At 60.1% G+C, this 15,293-nt stretch carries 14 protein-coding genes; 6 read left to right on the top strand and 8 right to left on the bottom strand.

The features are described from left to right. Positions 1-2: 2 nt before the first annotated feature. The 3 genes from C4J87_RS22345 to C4J87_RS22335 form a co-directional block, all read right to left on the bottom strand. Positions 3-740, bottom strand: a complete 738-nt coding sequence (locus C4J87_RS22345) for a TSUP family transporter (RefSeq protein WP_005791677.1) — start codon at positions 738-740, stop codon at positions 3-5. A gap of 327 nt (positions 741-1,067) precedes the next feature. Further along, positions 1,068-3,524, bottom strand: a complete 2,457-nt coding sequence (locus C4J87_RS22340; RefSeq protein WP_124368455.1) for a membrane-bound PQQ-dependent dehydrogenase, glucose/quinate/shikimate family — start codon at positions 3,522-3,524, stop codon at positions 1,068-1,070. A 218-nt stretch (positions 3,525-3,742) separates the two neighbouring features. Beyond that, positions 3,743-4,645 (bottom strand): GntR family transcriptional regulator, encoded by a 903-nt coding sequence (locus C4J87_RS22335; RefSeq protein ID WP_124368454.1) that lies wholly within the window; start codon positions 4,643-4,645, stop codon positions 3,743-3,745. Positions 4,646-4,834: 189 nt separating this feature from the next. On the opposite strand from C4J87_RS22335, the gene C4J87_RS22330 reads away from it, so the two are divergent. Then, complete coding sequence (locus C4J87_RS22330) at positions 4,835-5,587, top strand: hydroxypyruvate isomerase family protein (protein WP_124368453.1); 753 nt, start codon at positions 4,835-4,837, stop codon at positions 5,585-5,587. 18 nt (positions 5,588-5,605) lie between these two features. Here C4J87_RS22330 and C4J87_RS22325 read toward each other — a convergent pair whose 3' ends face one another. Both C4J87_RS22325 and C4J87_RS22320 read right to left on the bottom strand, forming a co-directional pair. Next, positions 5,606-6,694 (bottom strand): endonuclease/exonuclease/phosphatase family protein, encoded by a 1,089-nt coding sequence (locus tag C4J87_RS22325; protein ID WP_124368452.1) that lies wholly within the window; start codon positions 6,692-6,694, stop codon positions 5,606-5,608. A gap of 41 nt (positions 6,695-6,735) precedes the next feature. After that, entirely contained in the window at positions 6,736-7,395 is a 660-nt protein-coding gene (locus tag C4J87_RS22320; RefSeq protein WP_124364524.1) for a YciC family protein, read from the bottom strand. 180 nt (positions 7,396-7,575) lie between these two features. Here C4J87_RS22320 and C4J87_RS22315 point away from each other — a divergent pair, with 180 nt between their 5' ends. The 3 genes from C4J87_RS22315 to C4J87_RS22305 all read left to right on the top strand — a co-directional run bounded on the left by C4J87_RS22315 (position 7,576) and on the right by C4J87_RS22305 (position 9,556). Further along, the gene (locus C4J87_RS22315) at positions 7,576-8,307 is read left to right on the top strand and encodes a DUF2076 domain-containing protein (protein WP_124368451.1); all 732 of its coding nucleotides are present in this window, start codon (positions 7,576-7,578) and stop codon (positions 8,305-8,307) included. Between the two features lie 118 nt (positions 8,308-8,425). Further along, positions 8,426-8,902 carry an NYN domain-containing protein gene (locus tag C4J87_RS22310; RefSeq protein ID WP_124364522.1) on the top strand — a complete coding sequence of 159 codons (477 nt, stop codon included), beginning with the start codon at positions 8,426-8,428 and terminating at the stop codon, positions 8,900-8,902. A 42-nt stretch (positions 8,903-8,944) separates the two neighbouring features. Continuing rightward, positions 8,945-9,556 (top strand): PolC-type DNA polymerase III, encoded by a 612-nt coding sequence (locus tag C4J87_RS22305; RefSeq protein WP_124364521.1) that lies wholly within the window; start codon positions 8,945-8,947, stop codon positions 9,554-9,556. Positions 9,557-9,680: 124 nt separating this feature from the next. Here C4J87_RS22305 and C4J87_RS22300 read toward each other — a convergent pair whose 3' ends face one another. Then, positions 9,681-9,989, bottom strand: coding sequence for a DUF3077 domain-containing protein (locus tag C4J87_RS22300; protein ID WP_124368450.1), 309 nt, complete (start codon positions 9,987-9,989; stop codon positions 9,681-9,683). Between the two features lie 518 nt (positions 9,990-10,507). Between C4J87_RS22300 and yedA the strand changes: the two genes are divergently transcribed. Both yedA and C4J87_RS22290 read left to right on the top strand, forming a co-directional pair. Further along, the gene (yedA, locus tag C4J87_RS22295) at positions 10,508-11,404 is read left to right on the top strand and encodes a drug/metabolite exporter YedA (protein ID WP_124368449.1); all 897 of its coding nucleotides are present in this window, start codon (positions 10,508-10,510) and stop codon (positions 11,402-11,404) included. Between the two features lie 48 nt (positions 11,405-11,452). Beyond that, positions 11,453-12,787 (top strand): DEAD/DEAH box helicase, encoded by a 1,335-nt coding sequence (locus C4J87_RS22290; RefSeq protein WP_124368448.1) that lies wholly within the window; start codon positions 11,453-11,455, stop codon positions 12,785-12,787. Positions 12,788-12,909: 122 nt separating this feature from the next. On the opposite strand, the gene C4J87_RS22285 is transcribed toward C4J87_RS22290, so the two are convergent. Together C4J87_RS22285 and C4J87_RS22280 are read right to left on the bottom strand one after the other, a co-directional pair. Continuing rightward, entirely contained in the window at positions 12,910-14,136 is a 1,227-nt protein-coding gene (locus C4J87_RS22285) for a TIGR03862 family flavoprotein (protein ID WP_124368447.1), read from the bottom strand. Positions 14,137-14,307: 171 nt separating this feature from the next. After that, positions 14,308-15,228: a histone deacetylase gene (locus C4J87_RS22280; protein WP_124368446.1), complete on the bottom strand. Its 921-nt coding sequence runs from the start codon at positions 15,226-15,228 to the stop codon at positions 14,308-14,310. Positions 15,229-15,293 lie beyond the last annotated feature (65 nt).

Genomic DNA, 15,293 nt, shown 5'->3' with positions numbered 1-15,293 from the left:
TTTTATAGGCCGTTGAAAAAATGATCGAAGATCATCTTCAAACCAAAAAACGTCACCCCTGCCTTTAAAAGCATCGCGCCGACACGCTGCGATATACGGTCTCTGAGAAAGCCGCCCAAGTACGAACCCAATGTAGAGGCGGTAATCATGATGATGATCAGGTTGGCGTAATCCATGAACGCAAAACCTGCAATAACAAAGGCGGCGACCTTGAGCCCGTGCAGCACGCTCATTTGCATGGCGTGGGTGACAATGACTTCGTTTTTATTAATATTCATCTTCATCAGGATGGGCTGCGATATCAAACCGGTTACTGCCACGAACAGTGAAAGGAAGGTTTGAAAAAAGCCTACCAATGCGAAGTTTTTAAATATAAAACCCAGGCGTGCGACGATCTTGGTCCAGGTGATGGCCAGAATGAAGAAGCCGAGAATCAGTGATAAATATTGCTCGGGAAATTTGCCAATGAAGAAGTAACCGATGAAAGCGCCGACCAGGCAGCCGATCACGTATTTAGGCAGGATTTCAACTTTTGCACTTTTGAAGTCAAACGCGAATCGGCTGGCATTGCTGACCATTTGAATCAAACCGTGAACCGGTACAACTGCGGAGATGGGGATAAATTGAGGCATTACCGCAAGCAATCCAATGCCGCCGCCCACACCAATGGCAGCCGTCATGAATGAGGTGATAAAACTGACGCCCACCAATAGATACAAACCATCAGAAAGTTCGAGCATTATTAATTCCTGTCCAATTTTATAAAACGTAAAGCGTACATATTGATGCGCTGGCTTTTCACAGGGTGAATTAACCGGGCGCAATCGCCTGCTAGCGCGCTGAAAGAGTCAGGCGCTTTAAATCTTGCGTAGAAGTGGGTATCGATACGTGATTAAAGGGCAGCCGTGATAGCCGTTACTTAACCTTCCCGCGATAAGTCATTAGAACTTCATCACCCTGAAGTGATGCGATACGTGCCGCAAGCTACGTCATGACTACCGGGGTAGAACATGTATATGTTTTACCCACAGACACGGTCATAGCGAGCCTCTCATACTGCCTGCGCTTTACTGCTCGGGCAGGGCCCAGGCGATGATGCTGTCGCCTAACTTGGTTGGGATCCGGTCATGACCGCCAACCACTGCCACAACGTACTGTCGACCCTGGCTCATATAGGTCAAGGGCGAAGCCTGATTGCCTGCCGGAAGGCGTTCTTCCCAGAGCAGTTCGCCGCTTTCGCTGTTGTAAGCCCGCATAAACCGGTCAATAGCGGCACCGATAAACGTCACGCCGCCGGCGGTTGTCACACCCGTTGCATCACTCGGTGTACCGATTTCGAAGCGCATCCGGGAGGCGATCCCCCAAGGTCCGCTGTCATAGCCTGTGCCGAACGGGCGGCTCCAGACGACATCGCGAGTGCGCAGGTCGATACCGGAGATAAAGCCCCAGGGTGGCGCAATGCAAGGCTGGTCAAGGGATGACATCCACGGGTCTTTAATCGCGCCGTAAGGCAAGCCGGCCTGGACGCGGAAGCCCTGGGCATTGCCCGGCGACTCCTGGAAAGACTTGGCATTGATGGCGTCGAGTTGTTCGCGAGGCACCAGCCCCTGCATATAAGGAAGGCGCTGGTTATTGATGATCAGCAGCCCTCGCTTGAGGTCTACCATCACACCGCCCCAGTTCAAGCCCCCATGATGGCCGGGGAAGATCAGGCTTTGCTGGCCCACGACCGGCGGGGTGAAGATCCCTTCGTAGCGTGCCTGGCGAAATTCGAGGCGACATTGCATCTGATCGAAAGGTGTCAGGCCCCAGGCATTGGCTTCGGTCAGTACTTCCGGTGTTTTCGATGGGCGCCCCATGGTGCTCGGCATATCAGGGGACAGTGGCTGGGTGGCTGCGGTGTAGTCTCCCGGGGCTGTGCCCTGTGGGACGGGAGCTTGCACGACATCCACCAGCGGTTCGCCGGTGGCGCGGTCAAGCACGAACAACTGGCCGGATTTGGTCGCTTGGATCACGGCCGGGCGTGGCCCGGCAGCCGACGGAAAATCAATCAGGCTGGGTTGCGGGCTCAGGTCGTAGTCCCATAGATCATGGTGGACTGTCTGGAAGTGCCAGCGGACCTTACCGGTGGTGGCGTCCAGTGCGACCAAAGAAGAGCTGAACTTGTCTTCTTGTTCTGTGCGAGTGCCGCCATAGAAGTCGCCCGCTGCGTTGCCGGTGGTGACGTATACCAAGCCCAGCTCATCGTCGGCCGACAACGGTGCCCACGAGTTGGGCGTGCTGAGGGTGTAGGTTTCGTTGTCGCGAGCGGGGGCGTTGGTGTCTGGACGGCCCAAATCCCAGGCCCACTTCTGTTTGCCGGTCACTGCATCGTAGGCGCGCACCACGCCCGAGGGGGCAGGGCGCACATCCGAGTCGAGCACTCGGCCCCCGGTGATCACGACCCCGCGAATGACCAGAGGGGCAGACGTGATGCCCGTCGAGCCTTTTCTGAAGGTGCCAAGCCCGTCTTTCAAATCCGCAAAACCTGCGTTGCCGAAGTCGGGGCAAGCCTGGCCGGTCAGGGCGTCTACCGCTCCCAGGCGAATATCATTGGTGCCCCAGATGATGCGCGAGGCGCACAAGCCACTGGCATTGGGGACTTCGAAATAAGAGACACCACGGCAGTAGGCGCCGCCATTGGCAAAGTAGTCCGGGTCGACTTTGGAGTCGAACCGCCAGTTCTCCTTTCCGGTGGTGGCATCCAGGGAAATGATGATTTGCTTGGGGGTGCAGGTGTAGAGCGAATTACCTACCTTGATCGGCGTGGCTTCGTTCAAGTACTTGGTTTTCTCACCGGGTTGCTTCACGTCGCCGTGGTGGTATTCCCAGGCTTTGACTAGGCCCGACACATTTGAAGGCGTGATTTGCGACGCGGCTGAATAGTGGTTGCCCAGGTTGGAGCCTGCATAGGCGGTCCAGTTGGTCTCGGTGTGTGACGCGGCAGTATTGCCGTCTGGAGAAGCGACGGTACTGCGGCTGAAGGCGGCGGTGGGGCGTATGGTGGCGAGCGCCGAATCGGCAAGGTGAACGCTTTTGGGGAAGAACAGCGGCACCAGGATGGTGGCCCCCATCACCAGCGGCAGCATTCCCATGATGATCAAGTAATGACTTTTTCTGGCGTTGGCAAAATCACGCCGTACCAGGGGCCAGAACGCCAGGAACGGCACGCTGAGAATCGCCAGCCAGGCCAGGCGTGGAATATAGGCCCAGCCATCGTAACCAGACTCCCACACCGCCCAGGCGTAGGTGGCCACAGAGGCTGCGCCATAAAGGTATAGGCCAAGGGACTTTTTCAGGCCCATGAGGATGGCCGATAACAACAACGCGGTGCCCATCATCGCGTAATAGGGTGAGCCGCCCGCAGCCATCAGCACGCCGCCGTTATAGGCCAGCATCACGCCAAGCAGGGCAACCACTGTGTTGTACACCCCGAACAGGAGGTTTGAGACTCCCGCTGCGCTACCCAATGTCCTTTCGTTCATGGCAACCATCCCTGTGCGATTCGATACGGATCCGTGTCCGAGCGGCGCGCATGATTGCCTATTGTTGTAATGAAATACAATATGCGGTGAAAAAATTAACTGTTTGGTGATTTTTTTGTATTCTGTTTTGAGAGGAAACAATTGTGTTAGGCTGCTTGGCCCGTTATTGGACGGGGTATGGCGAAGCTACGACACTGATGGGCAGTCAGTGAAGTGCTCTAGATTTGGCTATCTTCTGGCATGACGCGCTGATCAGTCTTGAGTCGGCCGACTTGATCCAGGTGGCGCCAGAGAAACTGTGCGGCTTCTTCACGCCGGTCAGACTCGATGAGGTCGAGCAAATGGATGTGTTCCTGGCATTGCGCCTTCAGACGCGTGCGATCGATATTGGCTTTGTAGCCCATAAAGCGCCTGAGCTGATTCTGGTGGCGTATGGCGTCGATGAAAAACACATTGCCGGAACACTGCACGATCATTTCGTGAAACTGGGCGCCCACCTGGAACAATTGCGCGCGGGACAAAGTCTGGATCTCGCCGTCGATCAGGGCTTGTTGCTGTTGCCTGGCCTGGGCAAACGCGGCGTGATTGATCTGGTAACCGGGCTCAAGCAGCGCCGCCGGTTCGATGGCCATTCGGAAACGGTAGCTTTGAATGTGCGCCTGCGTGTTATGCACGAAGTCCTTGAGGCCCCACCCTTGGCCCGGCTTACGCTCCACCATGGCTTCGCTGGCCAGCCTGTTCAGCACCTTGAGCAACTGCCCCCGGGGCACCTCGTAACGCCGCAACAACTGCGCTTCGAAAAAGTGCGCAGGTATTTCCCCGCTCAGGATGTCGTCGACCACACGCAGGTAAAAGTCCTCGAAAGGATCGCTGGCGCAAGGGACTGCGGCTTCCTGAATCTGCCCGGAACCTTGTTTAAGGAAGTAGCCACGATTGGGCTCCTGAATGGCAAGGTCCCATTCGGCGAGCAAGGCAAACACCCGCCGGATAGGCGAGCGCGATACCCCGAGCGCTTGCGCAAATGTCTGCTCGCGCAAGGGCTCACCGGCTTTCATCGAACGGGCGCGAACCATGTCGATGACGCGTGGGGCCAACTGCAGGGCGAGGTCTTTCTTGATCACAGGTTTTATTCCGAATGGTTAGCTTCAGTCCGTTCCCGTCGGGGCAGATGCCCCCACCGCACTGGAGTGGGAAAATACCATACGAAGAGCATGAGTATTTGCACTGACCACTTTCGATAGCGTGGCGCTGGAGCCGCGAAGGAGGCTCCAGGCTGATGATTTGTTTATTCCCAGGATGGATATTTACCCATGCTCAAATTCAATGCTCACCTCGGTTTTCAATTTAACGAATTGCCTTTTCTGCAACGCATCGAAGCCGCTGCCGCTGCCGGTTTCAGGGCGGTGGAGTTCCCGTCACCCTATGAATTCGACGCGAGCCTGCTCGCCGACCACCTGGCCCAATACAACCTGCCGTTGATTCAGTTCGCGGCACCGGCTGGTGTTACCAAGGGCATCGCTGCCTTGCAAGGCAAGGAGCAGGAATTTCGCGATGGGCTGCGCGAGGCGGCCCGCTATGCGAAGGCACTGAACTGCCCGGATGTGCACATCATGTCTGGCGTGACCACGCCCCAGGATGAGAGCGCGCCTGCCTATGCAAGTAACTTGGAATACGCGGTCAAGTACCTCGAAGATCAGGGTTTGCGAACGCTGATTGAAGTGATCAGCCCGCAAGCGATGCCAGGCTATTACCTGTCCGACTTCAGCAAGGCCCAACAGGTGCTGGAAACCTTTACGAGTGTCGGACTGATTCTGGATCTTTACCATGCTCAGCTGTTGACCGGCGACGCAGCCGGGGTGCTGGCGCAGTTTTACGATAGAACCGTCCATGTACAAATCGCCGACAACCCGGGGCGTCATGAGCCGGGCACTGGGAACATGGACTTTGCCGCCTTGTTCGCGGCGCTGGAGCAGCGTGGCTACCCTGGGTGGATCGGCTGTGAATACCGCCCATCCGGCACCACTGTTGCCAGCCTTGAGTGGCTTAAGCCGCTGCATGCCTAGGTGTTGAAAGGCTAGGGGTCATTGCGCGGCAGGCAGCAGGAACCGACCAATCACCGGCAAATGGTTGGAAATACGCAACGTGTCTTCCTGCCTTACCTTGGCCGCCACCCGCTTGATCCGCGCGCTGTAAAACAGGTAATCCAGCGTACGGTCCGGCCCTTCGAGGCTTGGGTCGTTGGGGAAGTGCGTCAGCCATTTCTCCCGGTCGATCCCGCTGGATTCACTGTTGCTCGGGATCATCGGGTATTTGTCCCACAGCAGGTGCAGCTCACTGTCCGGCGAATACTGGCCGCGTTTTTGCGCATCCAGGCGCAGGAACTGGCCCAGCGGCAGCGTATTGAAATCCCCGCCAATCACCCAGGGCGTGCCACGGCCTTCCAGTTTGTCCAGCAGCTTTACGGTCGCCTGTACTTGCTCCTGCACGGCACTGCGCCCAGGCATGCCGCCGTCCAGCCGCGTGTTGAGCACCGCCAGTTGGCCGCCGTCGCTCAGCGGCAGGTAAGTCAACAGCAGGGCAGGCTTGGGCTGGAACTGGCGGCTGATGAAGTTGGCCTGCGGGGTCGGCAATTGCAGGCGCTCGGCGTGTTCGATCTGGTAGCGGCTGAGGGTCGCCAATTTGCGGCCGACGCTGCCGAAGATATGCAGGTTGGGCACAAAGTCAGCTTTCCAGTCGAAGGCCTGGGCGCTGCAGGGGTAGAGGTCGACCAGGCGCTCCTGCAACAGGGCCAGCTGGTCCTGATAATGGGACGGCTTGGCGCCTTCATCGATTTCCTGCAACAGCAGGATGTCGGGCTGTTCGTCGCGGATCACCCGTGCCACTTCGTCAAGGCTGAAGGCCATGTCTTCAACCGTGGGGCGCTCGTCCGGGCCGCTGCCGTCGGCGGTGTCGTACCAGAACACGTAGTTCTTGCCGGCCAGGTATTGCACATTCCAGGTCATCACCTTGAGTGCCTGCCCCGGCAGCAGGGTCGGCGCACGCGGCGCGACGCAGCTGACGGGCAGGGTTTCCTTGGCGACGGGGCGCCAGGTCAGGCTGTAGACCAGGGCCGTCAGCAAGCCCGCAATCAGCAGCAGGCTCAACAGGGTGATGCGCAATAAACGGGTCATCGGCTCGGCTTATGTGCGTTTCAGGATGGGCACGGAGCATATCACCGCACGTCGGCGTCGCCACCGATCAACATGAATAAACGAAACAGCACCACACTGGTGAACAGCTGCAGGAAACTGTGGGCGCTGTCCATCAACAGCCCCAGCAATGGCGCGGGTTCGGGATAGGCCGCCACGCTCGCGCCCTTGAGCAGCCACAGCGGGGTCATCACGCACAACAGGCACACCAGGATTCGCCAGAAGTGCCCACGCGTCAGGCGCAGGCTTTCCTTCATCGCTTCAAGCGCCGACATGCCGCGCAAAACCAGCAGGTACTCGGCGAACGCCAGCACCACCATCAGCCACAGGCCCGGCAGGAAATACAGCGACAGCCCGAGCAGAATCAGCAGCGTGCTCATGGCGGTCAGCAGGGCGAAGCGCGGCCACATCGCCAATGCCATGGCCCACACGTCCTTGGTGCGTGGCGACTCGCCACGGGTGCGCGCGTCGAGAAACAGGATCAGCGCGCCGGTGTACAACGGGTACACCAGCAGTCCCACTACCACGCTGTAACCGCTGAAGGCATCCGGGCCCAGCGTGTGGTCGAGCACTTGTTGCAGCAGGGCTTCGAGGATTACCAGCGGCAGGCACAGCTGGACGATGGCGCCCAGGTTGCGTTGGGTGAAGCGGAAGGAGTCGCGCAGTACGTCTAGCGGATTCATCAGAGTCATCACAGGCCGAAAAAGCAGAGGCACACTTTAACCGATAGCGGGCGTGGGCAAGCAAACGTAAACCTTGCGTAAAGACCATTGAAACAATTGGTAACAGCCCCATAACTAGGGCGTACCTTGCCTGACGCCAGGCGGGACCCTGATTTTTACCGGCAATCTAACGAGGTCGCCATGAACAGCGAAGAACAAACCCTGATCGACGGACTGTTTTCACGGTTGCAGCAAGCCGAAACGGACTCAGCCCCCCGCGACGCCCAGGCCGAAGCGCGGATCAAGGAACACATGACTCGCCAACCGGCCGCCGGCTACTACATGACCCAGTCGCTGCTGGTGCAGGAACACGCGCTGCAGAGCCTCGATGCGCAAAACAAGCAGCAGGCCCAGCAGATCCAGCAATTGCAGGAAGAGCTGCAGCGCGCCAAGTCCGCGCCAGCGGCCCCGGCGAGCGGTGGCGGGTTTCTCTCGAGCATCTTTGGCGGCGGCGGTTCGCGGGATGCACAGCCTGCGCCGAGCAACGCGGGCGGCGGCTGGCGTGAACCGGCGCGGCCAGCCTTCAACCAGCCGGCACCGCAACAGAATTATCAACAGCCGCAACCAGCGGCCGCCGCCGCGCCAGCGGGTAGCGGGTTCCTCGGTGGCGCGATGAAAACCGCCGCCGGCGTGGCCGGTGGTGTGTTGCTCGCCGAAGGCATCAGCAGCCTGTTCCACCACAACCAGCAGCCGCAGGTGGTGGAAGAGATCATCGAACAACCGGCGCCCGCCAGTGATCAAGGTGGTTGGGGCAACGATGATCAGAAATTCGCAGGCAATGACAGCTGGGGCAGCAACAACGCGGACAGCTTCGCCGACAGCGATTATTCCGACGATTCCTCCTCCTTTGGCGATGACGATTCCTTCGTCTGACACGCCCGGCCGGGGCGCTACGGCGCTCCGGTCTGATTTTTTCCCGGAAACCTTCCCTTGGCTGGCATACTGGCACCCTTTCCGGGCGCTGGCGCCTGGCTGTCATTGAGGAAGTGCGGTGAAGAAAATTGCAGTGTTCGCCGATGTGCAAAACCTCTATTACACCGTTCGCCAGGCCTATGGCTGCCACTTCAACTACGCGGCGCTGTGGGCGGATATCAGTGCCCATGGGCAGATCGTGGAGGCGTACGCCTACGCCATCGACCGTGGCGACAGCAAACAGCAGCAGTTCCAGCAGATCCTGCGCAACCTCGGTTTTACCGTGAAGCTCAAGCCTTACATCCAGCGCAGTGACGGCTCGGCCAAGGGCGACTGGGACGTCGGTATCACCATTGACATCATGGACGCCGCCGCGAACGTCGACGAAGTGGTGCTGGCCTCCGGCGATGGCGATTTCGACATGCTGCTCGACCGCATCATCCACAAGCATGGCGTGCAGGCCGTGGCCTACGGCGTGCCGGGGCTGACGGCCAACTCACTGATACGCGCCGCCAGCCGCTACGTGCCGATCGAAGGCGCGTTGCTGCTTAAATAAGCGCTGTGGCTCACTCAATTGTCAGACGGAGTTGGAACAGGTTTGGAACGTATAGCGGTCATCGACTTTGAAACCACCGGCATCACCCCGAGCAGCCACTGCCGGGCCACGGAAATTGGCGTGGTCATCCTTGAGCGCGGGCAAATCGTCGACCGCTACCAGAGCCTGATGAATGCCGGCGTACGCGTGCCGGGCTTTATCGAACAACTCACCGGCATCAGCAACGCCATGCTGCGCAGCGCACCGCCGGCCGAGCGGGTGATGAACGAGGTCAACGAGTTCGTCGGCACCACGCCGTTGATGGCGCACAACGCCGCGTTCGACCAGAAGTTCTGGGACTTTGAGCTGAGCCTGATCCGCCGCACCCGCCTGCAAAAATTCGCCTGTTCTTTATTGCTGGCGCGTCGGTTGATGCCTTCGGCGCCAAACCACAAGCTCGGCACCCTCAACACCTACGCCCAACTGCCCCACACCGGCAAGGCTCACCGGGCGCTGGCGGACGCGGAAATGGCCGCCAACCTCACCGCGCACCTGGCCCAGGAACTGCGCCAGACCCATGGCCTGCGTGAGCTGTCACATGACTTGCTGTGCACGTTGCAGAAAGTGCCGGCGGCGAAGATCAATGAGCACCTGAAGAAACATCGCGGGTTTTAACAGAACAACGCCGTTCAAAATGTGGGAGGGGGCTTGCTCCCGATGGCGCCGGATCAGTCAGCTTATGTATAGCTGACCCACTGCCATCGGGAGCAAGCCCCCTCCCACATTAGTTATGTGGTGTTCATCGAGGCTGTGTGCACGCCAACGCCTGGTCCACCACCCCCTTCGCCATCTCCACCAAATGCATCACCGCCCGCTGCGGCGCCTTCATCACCTCTCCCGACGCATGTGCCGTCTCCACCGCGCAATGCAACAGATCCGCCGCATGGGCCAGGGCATCTTCGAAGCTCAGGTTGTCATTCAGGATAAAAGTGGGTGCATCCGGGGCGGATGCCTTGAGGTAGTAATCGATGGCACGACGGTGGAGCAGGGCGTCTTCGCTGAGGAAGTCGGCTTTGGACCTGGGTGGATCGGGGGTGACTTTGACCATGGTGAAACTCCTCTTGTTAAGCAGGAGCTGCGTCTATTCGCTTGCACGCAAACAGGGTGGCAGCGGTACGCGAGTGTGCAAGACCGGGACAAAAGGCAAACCCAGCAGATCCGAAGATCTCCCGCGCACAGCTGCCATAACAAATCCGCGCCATGTCGCAATAACTGGGCGTTGATCGTGTGAGGCATCTGAAAAGCTTTTGTTTAGTCGGACTTGCACGTCCGGTCACCGAACATTCGATGACAGGGCGAGACTAGCTACCGAATCCGACGGAAACAAGGCCGTGGGATTCTCTCGGAAACGTCCCGCAAATGAAAGGGATGGGTCTTGCTGGCCACTGAAATACCGGTGTTTTCAGCTCGTTCCCACGCTCTGCGTGGGAATGCCTCTTGCGACGCTCCGCGTTGCGATCAGCTCAACGACCAAGTGTACGGGCGGTTTAAACAGGTTTTGTAACTTATGTTTAGCCACCTGCCTTTCTAGAATAAGCCTCCCATCTCCTGCCATAGAGCCGCCCAATGCCTGGCCCACGTCGCTTTCCCTTACCGTTGATCGCCGCCTTTTTTGCGTTGTATGTGATCTGGGGTTCCACTTACCTGGTGATTCGCATCGGCGTGGAGTACTGGCCACCGTTGTTACTGGCGGGGATTCGATTTTGCACGGCGGGCGCGTTGATGTATGGCTACCTCAGATGGCGTGGCGCACCCGCGCCGACGTGGGCGCAGTGGAAGGCTGCCGGGATGATTGGCATTCTGCTGCTCACCGTGGGCAATGGCGGCGTCAGCGTGGCGGAACATATGGGCGTGTCGTCCGGCGTGGCCGCGCTGGCGGTGGCGACGGTGCCGTTGTTTACCCTGTTGTTCGGTTTTTTCTGGGGCGCGCGTAATACGCGGCTCGAATGGGCCGGGGTGATCCTGGGGATTATCGGCATCGCCATGCTGAATATGGGCAGCACCCTGCAATCGAGCCCGATGGGCGCGGTGTTGCTGTTGATGGCGGCGGCTTCCTGGGCGTTCGGTTCGGTGTGGAGCCGCCACTTGCCGCTGCCCCAGGGCGCGATGGCGAGCGCTGCGGAAATGCTGGTGGCCGGCGTGGCCTTGCTGATTGTCAGCGTGGCGTCAGGTGAGCAGTTGCAGGCGATGCCGCCATTGGAAGGCTGGCTGGCCCTGGCCTATCTGACGGTGTTTGGCTCGATCATCGCCTTCAACGCCTACATGTACCTGCTCAAGCATGTGCGTCCGGCGGCGGCCACCAGCTATGCGTATGTGAACCCCGCCGTGGCGGTGTTGCTGGGGATTGTGTTCGTCGGCGAGTCCATCGGCCTGGAAGAAGCCCTGGCGATGTTGGTGATCATCAGTGCCGTATTGCTGATCAGCCTGCCGCAGTGGCGCAAGCCGAAGACGGAAATAAGGTAAACTGCCGCGCATTACGCCCTTGCGCTGAATTTTTCCTACGGTAAACACATGACTTTCGCCTCCCTTGGCCTGATCGAACCCTTGCTGCGCGCCCTTGAGACGCTTGGCTACCAGACCCCGACGCCGGTGCAGGCGCAAGCCATTCCGGCGGTGCTGGCCGGTCGTGACCTGATGGCTGCGGCCCAGACCGGCACCGGCAAGACCGCCGGCTTTGCCTTGCCGCTGCTGCAGCTGCTGACGATGGAAGGGCCGAAAGTCGCCGCCAATTCGGCGCGTGCGCTGATCCTGTGCCCCACCCGTGAACTGGCCGAGCAGGTTCACGCCAGCGTCGCCGAATACGCCCAGCACCTGCCGCTGACCACTTACGCGGTGTATGGCGGCGTGAGCATCAACCCGCAGATGATGAAGCTGCGCAAGGGCGTGGACATCCTGGTTGCTACGCCGGGTCGCCTGATCGACCTGTTCCGCCAGAACGCGCTGAAACTCAACCAGCTGCAAACCCTGGTGCTGGATGAAGCCGACCGCATGCTCGACCTGGGCTTCTCCGAAGAGCTTGCCAACATCTACCGCATGCTGCCGAAAAAGCGCCAGACCCTGCTGTTCTCCGCCACTTTCTCCGATGACATCCGCCTGCTGGCCGGGCAGATGCTCAATGACCCGCTGAGCATCGAAGTCAGCCCGCGCAACGTCGCCGCCAACACCGTGAAACAGTGGGTGGTGCCGGTGGATAAAAAGCGCAAGGCGGAGCTGTTCGTGCACCTGATGCGCAAGGGCCGTTGGAAGCAGGTGCTGGTGTTTGCCAAAACCCGCAACGGCGTGGATGCGCTGGTGGATAAGTTGCAGGGGCTGGGCATCAACGCCGACGGCATCCATGGCGACAAACCCCAGGCCACCCGCCAGCGTGCGCTGGACCGCTTCAAGGCCAGCGACGTGCAGATCCTGGTCGCCACCGACGTGGCGGCCCGTGGCCTGGACATCGAAGACTTGCCGCTGGTGGTCAATTTCGACCTGCCGATCGTCGCAGAAGACTACATCCACCGCATCGGCCGCACCGGTCGCGCGGGCAACACCGGCGAGGCGATTTCGCTGGTGTGCGCCGATGAAGTGAACATGCTCTCGGCAATCGAGATGCTGACCCGCCAGACCCTGACCCGCAAGATGGAACCGGACTTCGAGCCGGAACACCGCGTGCCGGATACCGATGCCAGCGGGCAGGTGGTGAAGAAGCCGAAAAAGCCGAAGAAGCCCAAAACATCGGGTGGCGGTGGTAAGCGCAATTTGGGCAAGTGGGTGGAAAGCGGCGACGTGGCGCCGGCGGAGCCTTCGATCAAGCCGGTGCGCAAGGTGCCGGTTTTCAACACCGGGCCGCGTAAGAAGAAGTGATTTTGCGGTGGGGCTGATGGCCTCATCGGGAGCAAGCCCCCTCCCACATTTTGAATGTATTCACAGGTCAGAATGTGGGAGGGGGCTTGCTCCCGATGGCGGCTTCGAATCCACCACCCATCTCAGCGGTTAAGCCATTCCAACAGCCCAAGCCCAGCCGCCCGGCCGCTGGCAAAACACCCCGTCAGCAAATACCCCCCGGTCGGTGCCTCCCAATCCAGCATCTCCCCGGCACAAAACACGCCCGGCATTTGCTTGAGCATCAGCCGCTCATCCAGCGCTTCGAACGGCACACCGCCGGCCGTGCTGATGGCTTCGTCCAGTGGCCGAGTCTTGACCAATGTCAGCGGCAACGCCTTGATATCCACCGCCAACTGCGCCGGGTCATTGAAGTGCTCAGCAGGAGCCAGCTCACGCAACAGCGCCGCCTTGACCCCATCCAGGCCCAGTTGACTGTGCAAATGCTTGCTCATCGACCGCGACCCGCGCGGCTTGGCCAGTGCCGCCTGCACCTTGTGCAACGGCTTGCTCGGCAGCAGATCGATATGCACGGTGGCGGCGCCGTCGCGGTTGATCGTTTCCCGAATCGGCGCCGACAGCGCATAGATCAGGCTGCCTTCGATACCCGTGGCGGTCACTACGCATTCGCCCAGGCGAGGTTTAGCATCCCCCAGCCCAATGGCGACGTTTTTCAACGGCGCCCCGGCGAATTTGCTGACCATCAAGTCGCTCCACGCCGACACCTCGAAACCGCAGTTGCTCGGCTGCAGGCGCACATAGGGCACGCCACGCTCTTCGAATAAATTGAGCCAGGCTCCATCGGAGCCCAGGCGCGACCAGCTGCCACCACCCAAGGCCAGGAGCACCGCAGCGCTGCGCACGGTTTTCGCGCCCTCCGGGCTGTGGATAAGTAAGTCGCCTTCAGCATTCCACCCCAGCCAACGATGCCGGGTGTGGATAACCACACCTTGTTCACGCAGGCGCTTGAGCCAGGCCCGCAGCAGCGGCGCGGCCTTCATGTCCGTAGGAAATACGCGGCCGGAGGTGCCGATAAAGGTTTCGATGCCCAGGCCGTGAATCCACTCGCACAATGCTTCGGCACCGAAGCTGCGCAATAACGGCGCCATGTGCGGCGCGCGTTCGGCATAGCGCGAGAGGAACGCCGGGTAGGCTTCGGAGTGGGTGATATTCATGCCGCCCACGCCGGCCAGCAGGAACTTGCGCCCCACTGAAGGCATGCCGTCGTACAGCGCCACGCGCACGCCCGCCCGGCTCAGGACTTCGGCGGCCATCAACCCGGCAGGGCCGCCGCCGATGATGGAGACAGGGTGAAGAGAAGTCTGAGGCATGGGCAGGACTACGGTGCTGGGAATAGGTCGAGCATTCTACCCGACGAAGGCGCAGCTGCCTGATCAAAAAACGTACACATTCCTACAAGCCATACGGCTAAACGCTTTCAGACCGTTACGCTCAAGTTATCCACAGCTGGTTCCACAGGCATTGTGGGTAAGGTCCACAGTTCAATGACAACCTGATGACGTCCACACGCGCTGCGCGCTGTGGTGCAGGATGCCGTGGCGGCGCGCTAGGGCAGGGCGGTCCTTGCTGTAGCCGCCGCCAATCACGCCCACCACCGGAATGTCGCGGCCCAGGCAGTGCCGCATCACGCTTTCATCGCGAGCGGCGACACCGGCATCGGTCAGCTTGAGGTAACCGAGTGCGTCGTCCTTGTGTACATCCACGCCGGCGTCGTACAGCACCAAGTCCGGCTGGTAGAGCGGCAGCAGGTAGTTGAGCGCGTCATCGACCACCTTGAGGTAGTCGGCATCGCCCATGCCCATCGGCAACGGGATGTCCCAGTCGCTCTGCGCCTTGCGCGCCGGAAAGTTTTTTTCGCAGTGCAGCGATACGGTGATGGCGTCCGGTATGTCGTGCAGGATGCGCGCGGTGCCGTCGCCCTGGTGTACGTCGCAGTCGAAGATCAGCACACGGTTGACCCGGCCGCTGGCCAGCAGGTAATGGCTGATCACGGCCAGGTCATTGAAGATGCAAAAGCCCGCCGGGTAATCGTAGTGGGCGTGATGGGTGCCACCGGCGAGGTGACAGGCCAGGCCGTGCTCCAGCGCCTGCTCCGCCGCAAGGATCGAGCCACCCACCGCGCGCACGGTGCGTCGCGCCAGGGCTTCGCTCCACGGCAGGCCGAGGCGCCGTTGGTCCTCGCGAGACAACTCGCCGCTCATATAGCGTTCGATATACCCAGGTTCATGGGCCAGGCCCAGAATCTCTGCCGGGCACAGCTGCGGTCGCAGCAAACGGCTGTCCTCGGTCAGGCCGCTGTCCACCAGGTGATCGCGCAACAGGCGAAACTTGTCCATGGGGAAGCGGTGGTCCGCCGGGAACTCGGGGCTGTAGTCATCGTGGTAGATCAATGGCAAGGGCATGGGATTTTCTGACGGGAATCTGCGTCGGATCTTACCAGCGCTGTACACTCACGCACATGGCAAGG

Source organism: Pseudomonas sp. R1-43-08, assembly GCF_003852255.1.
GTDB lineage: Bacteria > Pseudomonadota > Gammaproteobacteria > Pseudomonadales > Pseudomonadaceae > Aquipseudomonas.
The sequence above is the reverse complement of the archived record's forward strand: the minus strand, read 5'-3'. Positions and strand labels throughout refer to the sequence as shown.

Coding starts and splice junctions, on each gene's coding strand:
- C4J87_RS22280 (WP_124368446.1), bottom strand. CDS start 15,228: ATGCCCTTGCCATTGATCTACCACGATGACTACAGCCCCGAGTTCCCG.
- C4J87_RS22325 (WP_124368452.1), bottom strand. CDS start 6,694: ATGACCCGTTTATTGCGCATCACCCTGTTGAGCCTGCTGCTGATTGCG.
- C4J87_RS22340 (WP_124368455.1), bottom strand. CDS start 3,524: ATGAACGAAAGGACATTGGGTAGCGCAGCGGGAGTCTCAAACCTCCTG.
- C4J87_RS22330 (WP_124368453.1), top strand. CDS start 4,835: ATGCTCAAATTCAATGCTCACCTCGGTTTTCAATTTAACGAATTGCCT.
- C4J87_RS22290 (WP_124368448.1), top strand. CDS start 11,453: ATGACTTTCGCCTCCCTTGGCCTGATCGAACCCTTGCTGCGCGCCCTT.
- C4J87_RS22320 (WP_124364524.1), bottom strand. CDS start 7,395: ATGAATCCGCTAGACGTACTGCGCGACTCCTTCCGCTTCACCCAACGC.
- C4J87_RS22315 (WP_124368451.1), top strand. CDS start 7,576: ATGAACAGCGAAGAACAAACCCTGATCGACGGACTGTTTTCACGGTTG.
- C4J87_RS22345 (WP_005791677.1), bottom strand. CDS start 740: ATGCTCGAACTTTCTGATGGTTTGTATCTATTGGTGGGCGTCAGTTTT.
- C4J87_RS22285 (WP_124368447.1), bottom strand. CDS start 14,136: ATGCCTCAGACTTCTCTTCACCCTGTCTCCATCATCGGCGGCGGCCCT.
- yedA (WP_124368449.1), top strand. CDS start 10,508: ATGCCTGGCCCACGTCGCTTTCCCTTACCGTTGATCGCCGCCTTTTTT.
- C4J87_RS22300 (WP_124368450.1), bottom strand. CDS start 9,989: ATGGTCAAAGTCACCCCCGATCCACCCAGGTCCAAAGCCGACTTCCTC.